This is a genomic window from Paraburkholderia suaedae (assembly GCF_040812055.1).
GTDB lineage: Bacteria > Pseudomonadota > Gammaproteobacteria > Burkholderiales > Burkholderiaceae > Paraburkholderia.
This window is the reverse complement of sequence record NZ_JBFOAH010000001.1, coordinates 174731-192249: the sequence shown is the minus strand read 5'-3', so window position 1 is coordinate 192249 and position 17519 is coordinate 174731. Positions and strand designations below refer to the sequence as shown.

General features: G+C 63.7%; 12 protein-coding genes. 5 read left to right on the top strand and 7 right to left on the bottom strand.

All coding sequences use genetic code 11. The annotated features are described in order from the left end of the window. Nucleotides 1-128 precede the first annotated feature (128 nt). Nucleotides 129-2813: a DNA mismatch repair protein MutS gene (gene mutS, locus ABQJ48_RS00780; RefSeq protein ID WP_367835316.1), complete on the top strand. Its 2685-nt coding sequence runs from the start codon at nucleotides 129-131 to the stop codon at nucleotides 2811-2813. Beyond that, complete coding sequence (locus tag ABQJ48_RS00775) at nucleotides 2800-4197, top strand: hypothetical protein (protein ID WP_367835315.1); 1398 nt, start codon at nucleotides 2800-2802, stop codon at nucleotides 4195-4197. The genes mutS and ABQJ48_RS00775 overlap by 14 nt, the downstream gene beginning before the upstream one ends. Here ABQJ48_RS00775 and ABQJ48_RS00770 read toward each other — a convergent pair. After that, nucleotides 4177-4716 carry an FKBP-type peptidyl-prolyl cis-trans isomerase gene (locus tag ABQJ48_RS00770; RefSeq protein WP_367835314.1) on the bottom strand — a complete coding sequence of 180 codons (540 nt, stop codon included), beginning with the start codon at nucleotides 4714-4716 and terminating at the stop codon, nucleotides 4177-4179. The genes ABQJ48_RS00775 and ABQJ48_RS00770 overlap by 21 nt on opposite strands. Nucleotides 4717-4748: 32 nt before the next feature. Here ABQJ48_RS00770 and ABQJ48_RS00765 point away from each other — a divergent pair, with 32 nt between their 5' ends. Both ABQJ48_RS00765 and ABQJ48_RS00760 read left to right on the top strand, forming a co-directional pair. Next, entirely contained in the window at nucleotides 4749-5999 is a 1251-nt protein-coding gene (locus tag ABQJ48_RS00765; protein WP_367835313.1) for a JmjC domain-containing protein, read from the top strand. A 235-nt stretch (nucleotides 6000-6234) separates the two neighbouring features. Then, nucleotides 6235-6510, top strand: coding sequence for a hypothetical protein (locus ABQJ48_RS00760; protein ID WP_367835311.1), 276 nt, complete (start codon nucleotides 6235-6237; stop codon nucleotides 6508-6510). 159 nt (nucleotides 6511-6669) lie between these two features. On the opposite strand, the gene ABQJ48_RS00755 is transcribed toward ABQJ48_RS00760, so the two are convergent. The 3 genes from ABQJ48_RS00755 to ABQJ48_RS00745 all read right to left on the bottom strand — a co-directional run bounded on the left by ABQJ48_RS00755 (nucleotide 6670) and on the right by ABQJ48_RS00745 (nucleotide 10423). Then, complete coding sequence (locus tag ABQJ48_RS00755; RefSeq protein WP_367835309.1) at nucleotides 6670-8925, bottom strand: DNA repair helicase YoaA; 2256 nt, start codon at nucleotides 8923-8925, stop codon at nucleotides 6670-6672. A 63-nt stretch (nucleotides 8926-8988) separates the two neighbouring features. Further along, nucleotides 8989-9207, bottom strand: a complete 219-nt coding sequence (locus ABQJ48_RS00750) for a DUF465 domain-containing protein (protein WP_042322843.1) — start codon at nucleotides 9205-9207, stop codon at nucleotides 8989-8991. Between the two features lie 130 nt (nucleotides 9208-9337). Beyond that, nucleotides 9338-10423, bottom strand: coding sequence for a hypothetical protein (locus ABQJ48_RS00745; protein ID WP_367835307.1), 1086 nt, complete (start codon nucleotides 10421-10423; stop codon nucleotides 9338-9340). 281 nt (nucleotides 10424-10704) lie between these two features. On the opposite strand from ABQJ48_RS00745, the gene ABQJ48_RS00740 reads away from it, so the two are divergent. Then, complete coding sequence (locus tag ABQJ48_RS00740; protein WP_367835305.1) at nucleotides 10705-13050, top strand: Tex family protein; 2346 nt, start codon at nucleotides 10705-10707, stop codon at nucleotides 13048-13050. Nucleotides 13051-13259: 209 nt separating this feature from the next. Here the strand turns inward: ABQJ48_RS00740 and ABQJ48_RS00735 are convergent, their stop codons facing one another. From ABQJ48_RS00735 to ABQJ48_RS00725, 3 genes are all read right to left on the bottom strand, one after another. Continuing rightward, nucleotides 13260-15146: a potassium transporter Kup gene (locus tag ABQJ48_RS00735; protein WP_367835303.1), complete on the bottom strand. Its 1887-nt coding sequence runs from the start codon at nucleotides 15144-15146 to the stop codon at nucleotides 13260-13262. A 301-nt stretch (nucleotides 15147-15447) separates the two neighbouring features. Then, a complete protein-coding gene (locus tag ABQJ48_RS00730; protein WP_367835301.1) occupies nucleotides 15448-16032 on the bottom strand; it encodes a phosphoribosyltransferase in 585 nt (194 codons plus the stop codon). 3 nt (nucleotides 16033-16035) lie between these two features. After that, entirely contained in the window at nucleotides 16036-17382 is a 1347-nt protein-coding gene (locus ABQJ48_RS00725) for an adenylosuccinate synthase (protein WP_367835299.1), read from the bottom strand. Between the last annotated feature and the right edge of the window lie 137 nt (nucleotides 17383-17519).

The window sequence follows — 17519 nt, the reverse complement described above, 5'->3', positions numbered from 1 at the left end:
AGCGAGCGCAATCCGGACGCGGCGGCGACGAGGCCCGCTGCGCGGACTGGCCATCCGGCCAGGGTCCACTCGTCGCGCTGGCGGGTTAAACTCACGCCCTGAACAGCTAACGCAAGAAGACACCGAGGATGGGCATTCCAACCGCAGCGGCCAACGACGTCGCACAACATACGCCGATGATGCAGCAATACCTCCGCATCAAGGCGGAGCATCCGGGCACCTTGGTGTTCTACCGGATGGGCGACTTCTACGAACTGTTCTTCGAAGACGCGGAAAAAGCCGCGCGCCTGCTCGATCTGACACTCACGCAACGCGGCGCATCCGGCGGCAATCCGATCAGGATGGCGGGTGTGCCGCATCACGCGGTAGAGCAATATCTGGCGAAGCTCGTCAAGCTCGGCGAATCCGTCGCGATTTGCGAGCAGATCGGCGACCCGGCTACGTCGAAAGGCCCGGTCGAGCGCAAGGTGCTGCGCGTCGTGACACCGGGCACGCTGACGGACGCGGCGCTGCTGTCCGACAAGAGCGATGTGTATCTGCTGGCCATATGCGCGGCGCACAACCGGCGCGGCGTCGCGACTAGCGTCGGCCTCGCGTGGCTCAATCTGGCGAGCGGCGCGCTGCGGCTCGCCGAAGTCGCCCCCGACCAGGTGGCCGCGGCGCTCGAACGCATTCGTCCAGCGGAAATCCTGGTCGCCGACAGCGGCGCCGATTCCGCAAGCTGGACGCCGCCCGTCAACGTCGGCGCGCTCACGCGCGTGCCGGTTTGGCACTTCGATATCGCGTCGGGCACACAACGCCTGTGTGATCAGCTCGAAGTGGCGGGCCTCGACGGCTTCGGCGCGCATTCGCTGAGCTGCGCATGCGGCGCGGCGGGCGCACTGCTGCTGTATGCCGCGGCCACGCAAGGCCAGCAATTGCGCCACGTGCGCAGCCTGAAGGTCGAGTACGAATCCGAATATATCGGCCTCGACCCCGCCACGCGCCGCAACCTCGAACTGACCGAAACGCTGCGCGGCACCGAAGCCCCCACGCTGTGTTCCTTGCTCGATACCTGCTGCACGACCATGGGCAGCCGGTTGCTGCGTCACTGGCTGCATCATCCGCCGCGCGACTGGGCGGTGGCGCAGGCGCGTCAGCAAGCCATCGGCGCATTGCTCGAGGCGCCGCCGGGCGCCGACGTCGACACGCTGCGCGGCGCATTGCGGCAGATTTCGGATATCGAACGAATCACCGGGCGTCTCGCGCTGCTCTCGGCGCGACCGCGCGATCTGTCGAGCCTGCGTGACACGTTTATCGCGCTGCCCGGACTGCGCGCGCAGCTCGCGGCGGTGTCGTCCAACGCGGATTCGCTCGCGCGAATCGACGCGTCGCTGGAACCGCCGCAGGCCTGCGTCGACCTGCTCAGCCGTGCGGTCGCGCAGGAGCCGGCGGCGATGGTGCGCGACGGTGGCGTGATCGCGCGAGGCTATGACCCGGAACTCGATGAACTCCGCGATATTTCGGAGAACTGCGGACAGTTCCTGATCGACCTCGAAACGCGCGAGCGAGCGCGTACGGGCATCGGCAATCTGCGGGTCGAGTACAACAAGGTGCACGGCTTTTATATCGAAGTCACGCGCGGCCAGACCGACAAGGTGCCCGACGACTATCGCCGCCGCCAGACGCTGAAGAACGCCGAGCGCTATATCACGCCAGAGTTGAAAACCTTCGAGGACAAGGCGTTGTCCGCGCAGGAACGCGCGCTCGCGCGCGAACGCTCGCTGTACGACGCATTGCTGCAATCGTTGCTGCCATTCATTCCGCAATGCCAGCGGGTCGCGTCCGCGCTCGCCGAGCTCGACCTGCTTGCCGCCTTCGCCGAGCGCGCGCGTGCCCTCGACTGGACTGCGCCCGCCTTCTCGCCGGACACCGGCATCGAGATCGAACAGGGACGGCACCCGGTTGTCGAAGCGCAGGTCGAGCAATTCATTGCGAACGATTGCGTGCTGACGCCCGAACGCAAGCTGCTGCTGATCACCGGCCCGAATATGGGCGGCAAGTCGACGTTCATGCGGCAAACCGCGTTGATCGCGCTGCTCGCCTACGTGGGCAGCTACGTGCCGGCCCGGCGCGCGACATTCGGGCCGATCGACCGCATCTTCACGCGCATCGGCGCGGCCGACGACCTGGCCGGCGGTCGCTCCACCTTCATGGTCGAAATGACAGAAGCCGCCGCGATCCTGAACGACGCGACGCCCCAAAGTCTCGTACTGATGGATGAAATCGGCCGTGGCACCTCCACCTTCGACGGGCTCGCACTGGCTTGGGCGATCGCCCGGCATCTGCTCGCGCACAACGGCTGCCATACGCTGTTCGCCACGCACTACTTCGAACTGACTCAGTTGCCGGCGGAGTTTGCGCATGCGGCCAACGTGCACCTGTCGGCGGTCGAACATGGGCACGGCATCGTGTTCCTGCATGCGGTCGACGAAGGCCCGGCGAATCAAAGCTACGGCTTGCAGGTCGCGCAACTGGCCGGCGTGCCGAACGCGGTGATTCGCGCCGCGCGCAAGCATCTCGCGCATCTCGAACAGCAATCTGCCGCACAACCGGCGCCGCAGCTGGACCTCTTCTCCGCGCCGTTGCCGCTGGCCGAGGATGCGGACAACGAGCGCGCGGCCGGCTCCGGTGCAGCATCAGTGTCACCCGCGATGCATGCGCTCGTCGAGCGTTTGCGCGGCATCGATCCAAACGATTTGCGCCCGCGCGAAGCACTCGATCTGCTGTACGAACTGCATGACCTGGCCAGCGCGCCGGATGCGGACCATTAACGCCCGCCAACCTGCCCAGTCTCCGCGCCGACTTCGCGCGGCGCTGACGTTTGCCTTCTCAGTCAGCGGCGCTCACACGTGGTTTGCGGCAACGCTCGCTGCATTCTGGATGGCCGCCACGCCCGCCAGCGCCAGCGCGTCCCGCTTCACGTTCGCAGTGATCGCCAACACGCTGCGCAGCCCCGCCGATGAAGCCGCCACACAACGTCTGATCGAGGCGATCGGCCGTGAGCGCGACGTGTCGTTCATCGTCTATGACGGCAACCTGAAAGGATCGAAGGAAGCCTGCCGCGACGCGCTATACGAGCGCCGCCAGGCGCTGCTCGAAACGTCGCGGCCTGCGCTTTTTTTCATCCCGGGCCAGCACGACTGGGTCGACTGCGGCGCGGCCGAAGCCGGTGGCTTCGATCCGGTCGAGCGGCTCGACTTGCTGCGTCAAACGTTATTTGCGGACGCTACATCGATGGGCCAGAAGCCGATCGCCCTCACGCGCGAAAGCGAAGTCTCGCGCTTTCGTCCGTTTCGGGAAAACGTGCGCTGGCAAGCGGGTGACATCGTGTTCGTCGGGCTTAACGCGCCGAGTCCGAACAATCATTACCTGAGTGCGGGCGGTCGCAACGGCGAGTTCGAAGATCGCGTCATCGCCGATGCGTTCTGGCTCGAACATGCCGGCGAATTCGCGAAACGCCGCGACGCGCACGCGATCGTCGTATTCATTCAGGGCGATCCCGATGCGGCACGCTATGAACGGCCCGACCGCTTTGCATGGCTGCGCTTTGCGCGCAGCCCGCGCCGCGACGGTTTTCTTGAATTCAAGCGCAGCCTCGTCAAGCTCGCGCAAATATTCCACGGGCCGGTGCTGCTGATTCATTGCGACGACGAAGCGGCGAGCGGCGGCTTCGTGATCGACCAGCCACTGCGCAATGACAAAGGGATGCTGGTGACGAATCTCACACGTGTCGCGCTTGCGCCGCATGATCGTCTTAACCAGTGGATCCAGATTGAGGCGGAACCGGGCAGGAAGCCACCGTTCCGTGTGAGCGTGCGCGATGTGCCGAAGCAGATGCCGATGCCGACCGCACAACCCGTGCTACCGCATGAGGAGCCGGCTGCGTCGATGCCCGTGGCGCCGTCGCCAGGACCTGCCTCCGACTTGCCGCCGCTATTGCGATCGCCTGCAGAACCGCAACCGGATCAGCAACCGCGCATACCGGCGGACCAGGGTGGCGGCGCATACGGACCGCCGTTGTCGGCGCCGCCCGCCGCCGCGCTTACTCCGCCTACTCCGCTCACTCCACCCACGGCGCCGCACGCGCCAGGCGCCGCTTCAGGCCTGAGCGCACCCGGCGGCGTGCCGGCAAGTTCAGTGCAGAGTCGGCCCTGACTTGTCGTCGTCTTCCTCGTCGTCTTCGTCGAGGATTTCGAGGCCGTCAGCGCCATGCGCGTGTTCGTGCTGGATCTCGTCTTCCGTAGCCGGGCGCACGTCTCTGACCGTCAACGCAAAACGCAATGCCATGCCGGCGAGCGGATGATTGCCGTCGAGCACCACTTTGTCCTCCGCCACGTCGGTGACCACGTAGACCAGCGAATCGAGGTCTTCGTCGCCTTCTTCCGGCGTGCCTTCGAATTGCATGCCGACTTCGAGCGGTTCGGGGAAACGATCGCGCGGTTCGATCTTCACCAGGTCGGGGTCGTACTCGCCGAAAGCGTCTTGCGGCTCCAGCTGAATCTGAGTCTCGAAGCCGGCCTCGTGGCCGTCGAGCTCTTCCTCGATCTTGGGGAACGTGCCATCATAGCCGCCGTGCAGATAGACCATCGGCTCGTCGCTTTCTTCTATCAGGTTGCCCTGCGCATCCGACAGCTTGTAAGCGACCGACACGACGGTGTTCTTTGCGATTTTCATTCGACTCTCCAGAATACAAGTCACATTATACGATGCCCAAGCGGCCCACTGACCACCCAGCCGACCGGGCTTCGGCGCGGAATTCGTCGCCGATCCGCAGGCCCGCGCTTTCTGTCCTCCCGCCCTCGCCTGATGCGCCGACCGCGTTGCTCGGCAATTTGACCCCGTCGCAATTCATGCGCCGGTACTGGCAAAAAAAACCGTTGCTGATCCGCCAGGCCATTCCGGACATCGAGCCGCCGCTGTCGCGCGAGCAATTTTTCGAACTGGCCGATCAGGATGAAGTGGAAGCACGTCTGATCACCCACTTTCGCAACAAATGGCAGCTCCAGGATGGGCCATTCGCGCCGGACGAACTGCCCTCGGTAAAGCAGCGTGCGTGGACCCTGCTCGTGCAGGGCGTGGACCTGCACGACGACCGCGCGCGCGCGTTGCTGGACCGCTTCCGCTTCGTGCCGGACGCACGCCTTGATGACCTAATGATTTCCTACGCAACCGACGGCGGCGGCGTGGGCCCCCACTTCGATTCCTACGACGTGTTTCTTTTGCAAGTAAAAGGCAAGCGACGCTGGCGGATCAGTGCGCAGAAAGATCTGACCTTGCAGGCCGGTTTGCCTTTGAAAGTTTTACAGAGTTTCGCGCCCGAACAGGAATGGTTGCTCGAACCCGGCGACATGCTGTATCTACCGCCGCATATCGCCCACGACGGCATCGCCGAAGGCGAATGCATGACCTGTTCGATCGGGTTTCGCGCGCCTTCGGCCAGCGAGCTGACCGCCCAGTTTCTCTACCATCTGGCCGAACGCGGGGAGACCGCGCGCAAACGGGGCGGGCTTTACCGGGATCCCCAGCAGGCCGCCGTCAAACGTCCCGCCGAGTTGCCCGGCGCCTTGGTCGAAAAGGTCGGCGCAATCCTTGCTGGCATTAACTGGAATGAGCGGGATATTGCGTCGTTTCTCGGCACCTATCTGAGCGAACCAAAACCGAATGTCGTGTTCGATCCGCCGTCCAGGCCACTAAACGAAGCCCGTTTTATCGACGTGGCATCCAAGTCCGGCCTACGACTCGACCGTAAGACCAGTTTGTTGTACGACCGCCGTTTTTTCTTCCTAAATGGAGAAGAAATGCGCTTAGAAGGCGCGAAAAAATGGTTATTTGATCTCGCCGACCAGCGGTCCATGAGTGCGAAACGCTTTGTAACACTCTGGCACGATTCATCGGTGACAGCACGGCTACACGAGTGGTATTGTGCGGGCTGGATACAAGTGGGCGAGCTTGCATAGGGCCCGCCTGCCTGCTATACCGTACCCTTGAAATTTTGTATGAGAAAGACAACGTATTTGACCCCGGATTTATCGACTGTCAGTACGAAAGTGCATATAATTTCCGCCCAAGCCGTAGGGAAGATTCCAGCTCGTCAAAAGAGCGTCTCCACCAGCGGCCCATGTCGGTGTTGGAGCACATTACCGGTTTTATTTTGCGCTGTTGCTTACCTTTAAACCATAAAAGGACGTGATCATGAAGAAATCCCTCCTCGTAGCATCCCTGTTGGCAGCTGTCGCACTGGCTGCATGCAACAAGAGCAACGATCAAGCCGCTGCCCCGGCTAGCGACGCAGCTGCTGCTTCGGCACCGGCTGCTGCAGCTTCGGATTCGGCTATGGCTGCTTCGGGTGCCGCTGCTGCTGCGAGCGATGCTGCTGCTTCGGCTACGGCTGCTGCTTCGGACGCAGGCGCTGCTGCTTCGGACGCTGCTGCATCGGCAGCTGCTCCGGCTTCGGGCGCAAGCCAGTAAGCTGTCGCGTAGGGCTCGCCTCTGGGCGAAAACTGCACCGGGACATCGTCGCGGTTTCCCGGGCAGTAAAGCAAAACGCCACGGACTCGCATCCGTGGCGTTTTGCCATTTGCGCGCCAGTTTTACGACGTCTATGGCGGCACATCCGGCATTGTCGGTTCAGCGAAGCGGCTCTGTCTTCGCCTCGAAGAACTCGCGCACCACCTCCATCTCACGCGTGCGTTTGAACGGCGGCAGGCTTTGCCAGATCCGCCGCCCATACGGTTTGTCGACCAGACGTGTATCGCAGATCATCAGCACGCCGCGATCGGTCTCAGCGCGAATCAGCCGGCCTGCGCCCTGCTTCAGCGTAATCACGGCTTGCGGCAACTGATGTACGGCAAACGGGCTCAAGCCCTTCCTGGTGAGCGCCTCGAGCCGCGCCGACAGTACGGGGTCATCCGGCGGCGCAAACGGCAGCTTGTCGATTACCACCAGTGACAGCGCATCGCCGCGCACGTCCACGCCTTCCCAAAAGCTTTGACTGCCCACGAGGATCGCATTGCCGTACGCCCGGAAGCGCTCGAGCAACTCGGTGCGGCTGGCGTCGCCCTGCACGAGCAGCGGATAGTTCCAGCCGCGTGCTTCGATCGTATCGCGCAGTTTCGCCGAGATGCGGTCCACCGCGCGCAGCGTCGTGCATAACATGAATACGCCGCCGCCCGATGCTTCGATGGCGGGCAACGCGGCGTCGAACACCGCGTCGGTGAACATCGGCGACGACGGCTGCGGCAAGTTGCGCGGTACGTATAGCAAGCCTTGCGACGAATAGTCGAAGGGGCTGGGCAGCGTCATCGACCGTTTGGCGTTCAGGCCCATTTGCGCGGCGTAATGCGTGAAGTCGCCGCGCACCGACAAGGTGGCTGATGTGAAGATCCACGCGCGCGGCACGCCGGCTCGCTGCTTTGCAAAGATCGGCGCAACGGACAGCGGCGTTTCATGCAATTGAACGGTATGGGAGAAAACTTCGATCCAGCGCACCTTTTCATTCGGGTCCGCGCGTTCGGCACGGCCGTCGTTCGAGCTGGCCTGCGGTGCATCGGCGGCCTTGCGCTCGGTGTCGGTGGGCGGCGTGGTCCAACCCGCGAGCACGCCTTGCAACTCGCGCGCGCGCCGCAGACACGCACCGAGCGATTCGGCGCGTTCGGCCTGGCCCGCCAGCGCGCAAGCCAACGCGTTCAGCTCGGCTTCGAGCGTTGCTAACGCGGGAAAGAGCGGATGATCGTCGGCCAGCTGACCGATCGACAGGCGCACCGAATCCTCCTTGAACGCGAGCCGCACATCGCGCGCGGCGCGCTCCAGCGTCGCCCCGAGCTTGACCCAGTCGATCGCCTCGCGCGCATGGCCCAGGCCCTCGGCCACCGAATCGCGCGCGAGCTCGAGGAACTGCGTAGTGGACAACGTCTCGCCGAAAAAGAGCGTCGCGGTTTCGGGCAGTTGATGCGCCTCGTCGAAGATGACGGTGTTGGCAGTGGGCAGCAGTTCGGCCATGCCGGTATCGCGCAACATGATGTCGGCGAAAAACAGATGGTGATTGACCACCACGATGTCGGCCTGCTGCGCTTCGCGGCGCGCCTGCATCACGAAGCAGTCCTTATAATGCGGGCACTCCTGGCCGAGACAGTTCTCGCGCGTGGACGTGACCATCGGCCATACCGCCGCCGTTTCCGGCACGCTCGCCAGTTCGGCCTTGTCGCCGGTGCGCGTGATCTTCGCGAAGCGAACGATTTCCTGCAGATACGAGGTTTCCTGGCGCGACGGCAGACGGCCGTTGTCCGCCGTGCGCTGGAGATAATAGTGGCACAGGTAGTTCGCGCGCCCCTTGAGCATGGCCACCGAGACGGGCACCGCGAGCGCATCGCGAACGGTCGGAATATCGCGCTGAAAGAGCTGATCCTGCAGGTGCTTGGTCCCGGTCGAGACGATCACCTTGCCGCCCCACAGCATGGCCGGCACCAGATACGCATAGGTCTTGCCGGTGCCGGTGCCCGCCTCGACGATCAGCGTATTTTCGCTGCCGTCGAGCCCGCTTGACTCGTCGTTCCGAGCGCCGTCGGCGGTGATTTCCGTGCCCGCCGATTGCATGCGCCGCGCCGCACGGGTGTGCGACTCCAACATCGCTGGCTCGGGCATAGCACGGCCCGATGCTTGCATTGCCGCGGCAACCGCACGGGACATTTCGATCTGCGAGGCTCGCGACCGATAGCCTTCGATCTGCCGGGCCAGCAGCCCATTGGCGGCGAAAATCTCGTCGAGCTCGGCGGCGCGGCGCGGATCGAGCGACGCGCTCAGCGCGGACGCGGCAGCCCGCGCACCAGTTTGTGCTGCTGCGTCGCCCGATATGATCGGGGATGAAGTTTCAAGCGGTGAATTCAAGGCAAGCGTTCCTGCAAAGTCCGGCTCGCGCGGCGCGCGCCCGGCGCCTGCCAGGCCGCGGACTCAGGCGCGTGCGTCCGGTTCGAGCTGCAATTGCAGCAAGATGATGGTGTCCTTGACTTTGAGTTTGCGCTTTTTCAGGCGCTGCAACTCGAAGTCGTCGATGCCTGGCTCATCCGACATTCGGTCGATCAGACGATCCAGCCCACTGTGCTCCGATTCCAGTTGCAGAATACGGTCGCGAAGTGTGTCCGCGTTGATGACGTGGTGATGATCACGCATGCTCGCCTCCTGTCGTCTGCGGCATGGGCTGCACGCGCAGACCGACGCCTGAGGTTGCTGTCCAGCTTGAAACGCGTTACGGCTGCCCGAGGGCGCTGGCTACGATCAGCCAGCGTCCGGTACTGCGCATTTACTGTTGCGGCTGTTGCTGTTTTTGCTGCTCTTCCAGTTGCTGCTGCCTCAACTGATCCTGACGCTTCTGCTCGGCCTTATCGGCCGCCTGCTTCTGACGCGCTTCGACTTCCGCCTTGTGTTGCGCGGCATCGGCCTGCTTCTTCTCGAAGCTCTGCTGTTTCTCCACGCGCTCCTGCGCCTTCTGTGCGCCCTGCCGGCGCGCTTCGTCGAGCTTGCGCTGGAAGTCGCTCTCTTTCTGATCGTACGCCTGCTGGTGGGCCGTCTGCGACGCAGTGGTGCCGCGCTGGGCCTGCTCTAGCGCATGCTGGCGCTGCTTTTCCTCGTAGGCCTGCGCGTTGGCGGCGCGTTGCGGCGCCTCGGCGTTGCGCTGCGCCTGATCCAGTTCATGCTGACGCTGCTTCTGCTCGTAGGCCTGCGCGTTGGCGGCGCGTTGTGGCGCCTCGGCGTTGCGCTGCGCCTGATCGAGTTCATGCTGACGCTGCTTGTCCTGGTAGGCCTGCGCGTTGCGCGCATCTTCGGCGGCACGCTGCGGTGCGTTCGCCTCGTCGCGTGCGCGCGCGAGCGCGGCCCGCTCGTCACGCTGCCGCGCGCGTTGCGCGCGCTCCTCGCCGTCGAGCGCGAGTTGTTCCTTGCGAATGTCGGCCTGCACGCTGCGCATGCTGTCGCGCGCGCGGTTCAGACAGTGATTGACGAAGAACTGGCTGTAGCAATTGTGCTGGGCGACAGCGAACCGGTAGTTATTTTCTTCGCTGCGTTGGTCCAGTGCCCGCTGACGCGCGTCGAATGAATTGTCCAGTGCAGCGGCCTCGCTAGCGCTGTCCGCGCTGCCGGCTGGCCGCTCGCCCCGAGCCGCCGACGGCGCGGCGCCCTGCGCGGACACCGGCGGGCTTGCGCTGCTACCCTCGGCCGACGGCGTTTGTGCCGCGGCCGGTGTCGACACGGCAAGCACGGCGGCCATCACGCATGACACGTATGAAGCGGCGAAAATTCGCGCAGTGATTGACGCAACTCCCAATGCCCGCCCCGACACGGTACGGCCGTCCGACACCCGCGAGCTGAGCGGCGATTTCACCGAACCCATTGGCAAAGCCGACGACAGTTCGGATGACACATCCGATAGCAAATCCGGTGACAAGCGGGAGGCCCGGCGAAAGCCCAGGCAGTTGATGGACAAGGATATTGGCAACGTCGTAGAGGGGCAACGGAACATGCCCGAAATTCTATCACCCTGCGGTTGAGCCCTTTGGCATTTATGGCAAAATGCCCCGCTCCAGCAACCTGGTTGCAGCGCACACGCCGGACGTGTCCCACGAGCCGTCGGCGCGCGGCCCCTGACTGAGTCCGCAGGAACACCAAGACCTTATGACGGAAACCGTAGCACTCAAGATCGTACAGCGCATCGCCGCCGAACTGTCCGTCCAGCCGCGCCAGGTCGCGGCGGCGGTGCAACTTCTCGACGAAGGAGCGACTGTTCCGTTCATCGCCCGCTACCGGAAGGAAGTGACCGACAATCTCGACGACACGCAATTGCGTAATCTCGAAGAGCGTCTGCTGTACCTGCGCGAGCTGGAAGACCGGCGCGCCGCGATTCTCGCCAGCATCGACGAACAGGGCAAGCTCACCGACGAACTGCGCAGCGCGATCGAAGGCGCCGAGAGCAAGCAGGTGCTCGAAGACCTGTATCTGCCGTATAAGCCGAAGCGCCGCACGCGTGCGCAGATCGCGCGCGAAGCCGGTCTGCAGCCGCTCGCCGACGCGCTGCTCGGCAATCCGCAGCTCGACCCGCAAACCGAAGCCGCCGCTTACGTGAACGCCGACAAAGGCGTCGCCGACATCAAGGCCGCCCTCGACGGCGCGCGCGACATCCTGTCCGAACAGTTCGGCGAAACCGCCGATCTGCTCGGCAAACTGCGCGACTATCTGTTCAACCAGGGCGTGGTGTCGTCGAAAGTCGTCGAAGGCAAGGAAAGCGCGGAAGAAGAGAAATTTCGGGACTACTACGACTACGCCGAGACGATCCGCACCGTGCCGTCGCATCGCGCGCTGGCGCTGTTTCGCGGCCGCAACGCGGGCGTGTTGATGGTCAAGCTCGGTCTGGGCGAAGAACTCGACGCGCAGGTGCCGCATCCGGGCGAAGCACTGATTGCGCGCCATTTCGGCATCGCCAATCAGAACCGCCCCGGCGACAAGTGGCTGTCCGACGTATGCCGCTGGTGCTGGCGTGTGAAGGTGCAGCCGCACATCGAAAACGAACTGCTGACCAAGCTGCGCGAGGAAGCCGAGCACGAAGCGATTCGCGTGTTCGCACGCAATCTGAAGGACCTGCTGCTGGCGGCGCCCGCCGGTCCCAAGGCGGTGATCGGACTCGATCCGGGCATGCGCACGGGCGTCAAGGTGGCGGTGGTCGACCGCACCGGCAAGGTGCTCGCCGCCGACGTGATCTACCCGCACGAGCCGCGCCGCGACTGGGACGGTTCCATCGCGAAGCTCGCGCGCATCTGCGCGCAAACCCAGGCAGAACTGATCAGTATCGGCAACGGCACGGCGTCGCGCGAAACGGACAAGCTCGCGAGCGAGCTGATCGCACGTCATCCCGAATTCAAGCTGCAGAAGATCGTGGTGTCCGAAGCGGGCGCGTCGGTGTACTCGGCCTCCGAACTCGCGGCGAAGGAATTCCCCGATATGGACGTGTCGCTGCGCGGCGCGGTGTCGATCGCGCGCCGTCTGCAAGATCCACTCGCGGAGCTTGTCAAGATCGAGCCGAAGGCGATCGGCGTCGGCCAGTATCAGCACGACGTCAACCAGCGGGAACTGGCGCGCTCGCTCGACGCGGTGGTCGAAGACTGCGTGAACGCGGTCGGCGTGGACGCGAACACCGCGTCAGTCGCACTGCTTGCTCGCGTGTCGGGACTGAACGCCACTCTTGCGCGCAACATCGTCGACTATCGAGATTCGAACGGTCCGTTTCCGTCGCGCGAGCATCTGCGCAAGGTGCCGCGCCTGGGCGACAAAACCTTCGAACAGGCGGCCGGCTTCCTGCGCATCAACAACGGCGACAATCCGCTCGACCGCTCGTCGGTCCACCCCGAAGCGTACCCGGTCGTCGAGCGGATTCTCGCGAAGATCAACAAGCATGTCGGCGAAGTGCTCGGCAATCGCGACGCGCTGCGTGGGCTGTCGCCAGGCGAATTCGTCGACGACCGTTTCGGTCTGCCGACCGTGCGCGACATTCTGCTCGAACTCGAAAAGCCCGGCCGCGACCCGCGCCCCGAGTTCAAGACGGCGACGTTCCGCGAAGGCGTCGAGAAGGTCAGCGATCTGACACCGGGTATGGTGCTCGAAGGGGTCGTGACGAACGTCGCGGCATTCGGCGCGTTCATCGACATCGGCGTGCACCAGGATGGTCTGGTGCACGTGTCGGCAATGTCGACGAAATTCATCAAGGACCCGCACGAAGTCGTAAAGGCCGGGCAGATCGTCAAGGTGAAGGTGCTGGAAGTCGACGTGAAGCGTCAGCGTATTGCGCTCACCATGCGTCTGGACGACGAGTTCGGCGCGGCTGCTGCGCGCAGCAGCGGGGGTGCGCAGCAGCGCGGCGCCGCCGGCCGGCCGACCGGCAACGGACGCGGCGCGTCGCAACAGCGCCCGCGCGAGCCGGAATCGGGCGGCGCAATGGCCGCCGCGTTCGCCAAGCTCAAGCAGAAGTAAGTGCGCGAGACCGGTGCGTGACACGGTTCACGCGCCGGCTTTCGCGAGCAGCGCTTGGCAACGGCACGCGGGCGCTCAACGCCGCGACACCGCGATGAAACCGTCGTGATGTCACGCGCTCCGGCAAAATAAAAAGCCCACGCATTCGCGCGGGCTCCGCTTCGCGCCGCGATGCAAGACCGAGGCGCGCAACCCTTCATCGGCTCGTGTCAGATCTCGATCTTGGTCCCCAACTCCACCACCCGGTTGGCCGGGATGCTGAAGAAGTCCGTCGGCTTCGCGGCGTTCTGATGCATCCACGCGAACACACGTTCGCGCCACACCGACATGCCCGGCAGTTGCGTCGGCACCACCGTTTCGCGCGCGAGGAAGAACGACGTGTCCATCAGTTCGAAGGTCATGTCGTGCGTGCGGCCGACGTCGAGCAGCACCGCCTTGACGTCAGGCGTTTCGTTGAAACCGTAGGCCGCCTTGACGAGATACAGACCGCCGTCGATATCCCTTACCGTCACCCGCTCCGCGTCGTTCACATACGGGATGTCGCGCGTCACGAAGGTCAGGAAGATGGTGCGCTCGTGCAGCACCTTGTTGTGCTTCAGATTGTGCAGCAGGCTCACCGGCACCAGCGAATCGCTGCCGGTCAGATAGATCGCCGTACCCGACACGCGATGCGGCGGATGCGCGAGCAGTCCCTGCAGGAACGGCATCAGCGGAATACCGTCGGCGGCCGTGCGTTCCTTGACGATCATCCTGCCCTTGAACCACGTCATCAGCAGGAAGAACAACAAGGCGCCGATGCCGAGCGGCAACCAGCCGCCCTCTTCCACCTTCAGCAGATTGGCGCCGAAAAAGCCCACGTCGACCGTCATGAACACGCCAATGATCAGTGCGACCAGCAGCTTGTTCCAGTTCCACACGTTCACCATCACGACGCAGGCGAGGATCGTGGTGATCACCATCGTGGCCGTCACTGCGATACCGTACGCGGCAGCGAGATTGTCCGAGCTCTTGAACGCGATCACGATGCACAGGATGATGAAAAGCAGCATCCAGTTCACCACCGGCACATAGATCTGCCCGATCGCGAGTTCCGACGTGTGCAGGATCTTCATACGCGGCACGTAGCCGAGCTGGATCGCCTGGCTCGTCAGCGAATACGCGCCGGAAATCACGGCTTGGGATGCGATCACCGTCGCCACCGTCGATAGCACGACGAGCGGCAGCAACGCCCAGTCAGGCGCGAGCAGGAAGAAAGGATTTTCGATGGCCTTCGGGTCATGCATCAGCAGCGCACCCTGGCCGAAATAGTTCAGTACCAGCGAGGGCATCACCAGCAGATACCAAGCCATGCGGATTGGCTTCGCGCCGAAATGGCCCATGTCGGCGTACAGCGCTTCGGCGCCGGTCAGCACCAGCACGACCGAGCCGAGCACCACATACGCCTGCAACACGTGCGCGGCCATGAAGGAGTACGCGTAATACGGGTTCAGCGCGCGGATCACGTTGGGCGACTGCGCGATGTGCCACAGGCCGAGCGCGGCGAGCACGACGAACCATAGCACCATGATCGGCCCGAACAGCCGGCCGACCATCGCGGTGCCGTGCCGCTGAATCCAGAACAGCAGGATCAGGATCACGACCGTCAACGGCAGGACCAGATGCGTCAGATGAGGTGCGGCGATCTCCAGGCCTTCGACCGCCGAGATCACCGAGATCGCCGGTGTGATCACCGCGTCGCCGTAAAACATGCAGGCGCCGAAGATGCCGAGCATCATCAGCAGACCGGCCATTTTCGATTTCTCTTCGAGCGAGCGCAGCGCCAGTGCCATCAGCGCAAGCACGCCGCCCTCGCCATTGTTGTCCGCGCGCATGACGAACAGCACGTACTTGACGCCGACCACGATCATGATCGCCCAGAACAGCAGCGAAATCACGCCGAGGATGGATTGCTCGGTCAACGGAATGCCGTGCGACGGACTGAAGGCCTCTTTCAGCGAGTACAACGGGCTCGTGCCAATATCGCCGAACACCACGCCGATCGCGGCAATCGCGAGAGAAGGCAGTGGCTGCTTGTGCACGTGATTGTTATCTGTCATAGACGCGAGGAAATCCGTTTCCTGAGCGGAAAAAACGACCGCTATTCTAAACTGCCCATCTAGCGCCGCCAGGCTTGTTGTGGATACGCCACGTGGATAGTCCGCGCAGTGTAGCACCGCGGTTTGGGCGCGTCTGCGGCGCGCAGGCGGTGTCGTGGTCACGCCTGAATTCGCGTCAGGCGACTCGCAGCGTGCTTTTGCCCGTGCGGTGAAGACGCGCAAAAAAAACAGAGCCCAACCGGGCTCCGTTTTGCGGGCACTGCGACAATAACGACGCCAGCCACAAGCGCTGGCGCTCAGCTTACTCCGCCGCCGTCTCCTGCGCGATGCCGCGCTTGATCCACGCGCCGAGGTTGTGCGGACGAACCGTGTCCCACTCCTCGAACGGCTGATGAATCCAAGGATTGGTCGGCAGATACTGTACGTGGTAATCGGGCTTCACCTTCGAGCAGCCCTTGTACCAGAGCACCGCCGAACGCACCGAGGTGATCGCCGGATAACGCTCCTTCAGATGCTGCTGAACGCGGGCAAGCGTCACGCCCGAATCGACCAGGTCGTCGACCAGCAGCACGTTGCCGTGCAGCTCGCCGCGCGTCATCGTGATGTATTGCGCGATGTCGAGTTCGCCTTGCTCCGTGCCGGCCGCTTCGCGGTAAGAGCTCGTCGCGAGGATCGCGAGCGGCAGATCGTAGATGCGCGAAAGCTGGTCGCCCACGCGCAAGCCGCCGCGCGCGAGGCACAGGATCTTGTCGAACTTCCACCCGGATTCGTGCACGGCCAACGCGAGCAACTCGATCAGCCGGTGATATTCGTCCCAGCCGACCCACAGGTTCTTGTCGTCATTGCGCGGATCTTTCATCGCGATCATGGGTACACCTTGAACCATGGGTTAAACCTTGAACGGATGACGCAACAGAATGGTCTCGTCGCGATCCGGACCGGTCGACACCATGTCGATCGGAATGCCGGCAACTTCCTGCACACGCGACAGATACGCACGCGCGTTGGCCGGCAGCTTGTCCCATTCCTTGATGCCCACGGTGCTTTCCTTCCAGCCCGCGAACGTTTCGTACACCGGTTCGCAACGCGCGACTTCGGACGCGCCGCGCGGCAGCAGGTCGATAGTCTGGCCGTCGACCGTATAGCCGACGCACAGCTTGACTTCATCGAGGCCGTCGAGCACGTCGAGCTTGGTCATGCACAGGCCCGATACGCCGTTGATCTGGATCGAACGGCGCAGCGCGGCGACGTCGAGCCAGCCCGTGCGGCGCGGACGGCCGGTGACCGAGCCGAACTCCTTGCCGACGGTGGCCAGTTCGAGGCCGATTGCTTCCTGGCGGGCGGCGTTGTCCGCGTCGTACAGTTCACTCGGGAACGGGCCCGAACCGACGCGGGTGCAGTACGCCTTGGTGATGCCGAGAATGTAGTTCAGCTTTTGCGGACCGACGCCTGCGCCCGAGGTCGCCGCACCGGCCACGCAATTGCTCGACGTGACGAACGGATACGTGCCGTGGTCGATGTCGAGCAGCGTGCCTTGCGCGCCTTCGAACAGCAGATTGCTGCCGGCGGCGTTCGCGTCGTACAGACGGCGCGATACGTCGGTGACCATCGGCTTCAGACGGTCGGCGTAGCCCAGCATCGTGTCGAGCGTTTGCTGGAAGTCGACAGCGGCGACGCCCAGATACTGCGTGAGCACGAAGTTGTGATAGTCGAGGTTTTCGCGCAGACGTTCGGCGAAAGTGACGGGGTCGAACAGGTCCTGCACGCGCAGACCGCGGCGCGCCACCTTGTCTTCGTAAGCCGGGCCGATGCCGCGGCCGGTGGTGCCGATCTTGCTCGCGCCACGGCGCGCTTCGCGGCCCTGGTCGATCGCAATGTGATACGGCAGGATCAGCGTAGTGGCTTCGGAGATGAACAGGCGATTCTGGACGTCGACGCCTGCGGCTTCGAGTTCGCCGATTTCCTTGAACAGCGCTTCTGGCGACAACACGACGCCATTGCCGATATAGCACGCGACGCCAGGATGCATGATGCCCGACGGAATCAGACGCAAGATGGTTTTCTTGCCGCCGATGATCAGCGTGTGACCGGCATTGTGACCGCCCTGGAAGCGAACGACGCCTTGAGCGTGGTCCGTCAGCCAGTCGACGATCTTGCCCTTGCCCTCATCACCCCACTGGGTCCCCACGACGACGACGTTGCGTCCGGGGTTCAGATTCACTGCGCTGGCAGACATGTTGTTTCGTAAGCTGGTTAAAAACGTATTCTACCTAGGTTCGCGGAACGTTCCGAACTTTTCCGTTTCCGCTCAACGGTATGCACGCTTTGGTAAGTAGGAAAAAGACGGCGCGGCGAGTGACCGCGCCGCCTTCG

Excerpts from the sequence above, each read along its gene's own strand:
- mutS (WP_367835316.1), top strand. The coding sequence starts at position 129 with ATGGGCATTCCAACCGCAGCGGCCAACGACGTCGCACAACATACGCCG.
- ABQJ48_RS00775 (WP_367835315.1), top strand. The coding sequence starts at position 2,800 with ATGCGGACCATTAACGCCCGCCAACCTGCCCAGTCTCCGCGCCGACTT.
- ABQJ48_RS00770 (WP_367835314.1), bottom strand. The coding sequence starts at position 4,716 with ATGAAAATCGCAAAGAACACCGTCGTGTCGGTCGCTTACAAGCTGTCG.
- ABQJ48_RS00765 (WP_367835313.1), top strand. The coding sequence starts at position 4,749 with ATGCCCAAGCGGCCCACTGACCACCCAGCCGACCGGGCTTCGGCGCGG.
- ABQJ48_RS00760 (WP_367835311.1), top strand. The coding sequence starts at position 6,235 with ATGAAGAAATCCCTCCTCGTAGCATCCCTGTTGGCAGCTGTCGCACTG.
- ABQJ48_RS00750 (WP_042322843.1), bottom strand. The coding sequence starts at position 9,207 with ATGCGTGATCATCACCACGTCATCAACGCGGACACACTTCGCGACCGT.
- ABQJ48_RS00745 (WP_367835307.1), bottom strand. The coding sequence starts at position 10,423 with ATGGGTTCGGTGAAATCGCCGCTCAGCTCGCGGGTGTCGGACGGCCGT.
- ABQJ48_RS00740 (WP_367835305.1), top strand. The coding sequence starts at position 10,705 with ATGACGGAAACCGTAGCACTCAAGATCGTACAGCGCATCGCCGCCGAA.
- ABQJ48_RS00735 (WP_367835303.1), bottom strand. The coding sequence starts at position 15,146 with ATGACAGATAACAATCACGTGCACAAGCAGCCACTGCCTTCTCTCGCG.
- ABQJ48_RS00730 (WP_367835301.1), bottom strand. The coding sequence starts at position 16,032 with ATGGTTCAAGGTGTACCCATGATCGCGATGAAAGATCCGCGCAATGAC.
- ABQJ48_RS00725 (WP_367835299.1), bottom strand. The coding sequence starts at position 17,382 with ATGTCTGCCAGCGCAGTGAATCTGAACCCCGGACGCAACGTCGTCGTC.